Genomic DNA, 1,599 nt, shown 5'->3' on the forward strand with positions numbered 1-1,599 from the left:
GCCGTAGTACATGCAGAATGTCAGCCATCAGGGGTAACGGGCATCCTTTGGATTGCCCGCTCATCGCCCGCCGGAGGAAACCGAAATGGCCGACTTGCTCGAAGGTGCGCTGCCCTTGAACCTAGTGGCGATCGACATCGCCCGTTATTCGAATGCTGTGTTGATTGAGTCGTCGGACGGGAAGCGTCAGCGCTTCCGGATGACCAACAACGCTTCTGATTTTGACCAGCTGTTGAGTTACCTTCAAGCGCTACCCGGCAATTGCCGGGTAGCGCTTGAACCGACCGGCGACTACCATCGCCCGCTGGCTCACCGTCTGCTCACGGCCGGGCACGAGGTGGTCAGCATCAATTCCGTGGCACAGGCGCGGTATCGCGAAGCCATGTTCAACTCTTGGGACAAGAACGATCCGAAGGACGCGCAGGTCATCCTGGAAATGCTCAGGCGTGGCACATATCAGCGTTACGTGGACCCGCAGATCGCCGGCCATCATGACCTGCAGGAACTTGCAAAGACCTACTACCAGGTTTCTCGCGCACGCACCAAGGTGCAGCACTCACTGATCAACCACTGCCTGCCCCTGTATTTCCCGGAAATGCATCGCTATTGGTGCACCACCCGCAACGAATGGTTCGTGCGCTTTCTGCTCGAGTTTCCGACACCGACCCACGTACGCGCCCTGGATCGCGAAAGCTTTGTGGCTGCTGCATGGGATTTGGTCGGCCGCAAGGTGAACAAACGCGCCAAACTCGAAGAGATATGGGAAACAGCGGCACACACCGCTGCCTTGCCTCACGCGCCGGATTGCCTGGCTGTCGAGACATTCCGTATTACCCTGCGCCGGTACCAGGAGCTCAACGTGCTGCGAGCGGCAATCGAGGCGCGCGCCGAGGCTGAGCTTCACGATAATGCCGACTTCGCCCATCTGAAGACGCTGCCGGGCATTGGCTCGGTGATAGCCATGACTATCCTCGCCGAGGCCGGCGACCTGCGCCGTTTCGGTCACCACCGTCAGTTCCTGAAGTTCTGCGGGTTCGACCTGGCGAAGATACAGTCGGGCACCCAGCGGGGACGTGAGCAACTCTCCAAGCGCGGCAATGCACGGTTGCGGCTGGCCTTCTGGATGGCAGGCATGGCTGCCGTGCGCATGAAGGAGAACTCCTTCCGCTCGAAATATGAACGTTACGTCCACGCTGATCCGGACGACGCTGACCTCAAGCGCAAGGCGCTGACCGCCGTGGCAGCGAAGATGGCTCGCGTGGCTTACAGCATGATCAAGAAGAACCAGCCTTACAGGCAGTTCTTCGAACTCGGTTTACCCAGTGGATCGATCCCTCTCTCGGCTGCCGTTGGGGCGCAGGCGACCCCGTAGATAATGCTCGGACCTTCCGCTGGGGCTTCTATGCTGTTTTAGGTACGGTGAAGATCACGCCGTGTGCGATGAATCTTGTGTCCACTATGGTCAGCAAGCCTCCCCGATGCCGCGGAAGACCACTGGTTGGTTGTCGTTCGCTCTTTGACAACTCGCGCACTGCATCGCGCCGTGTGCGCGGCCCCGTTTTACCTTGCGTTGCACATTCTGCTTGCATTTAGAACGTT

At 59.2% G+C, this 1,599-nt stretch carries 1 protein-coding gene; it reads left to right on the top strand.

The annotated features are described in order from the left end of the window. The first annotated feature begins 85 nt into the window (after nucleotides 1-85). Nucleotides 86-1,372, top strand: coding sequence for an IS110 family RNA-guided transposase (locus tag BTE28158_RS32200; protein ID WP_151052705.1), 1,287 nt, complete (start codon nucleotides 86-88; stop codon nucleotides 1,370-1,372). Nucleotides 1,373-1,599 lie beyond the last annotated feature (227 nt).

It is taken from the genome of Burkholderia diffusa, assembly GCF_902499115.1.
GTDB lineage: Bacteria > Pseudomonadota > Gammaproteobacteria > Burkholderiales > Burkholderiaceae > Burkholderia > Burkholderia diffusa.

What these genes read in the sequence shown, in the direction of transcription:
- BTE28158_RS32200 (WP_151052705.1), top strand. Translation starts at nt 86, where the DNA reads ATGGCCGACTTGCTCGAAGGTGCGCTGCCCTTGAACCTAGTGGCGATC.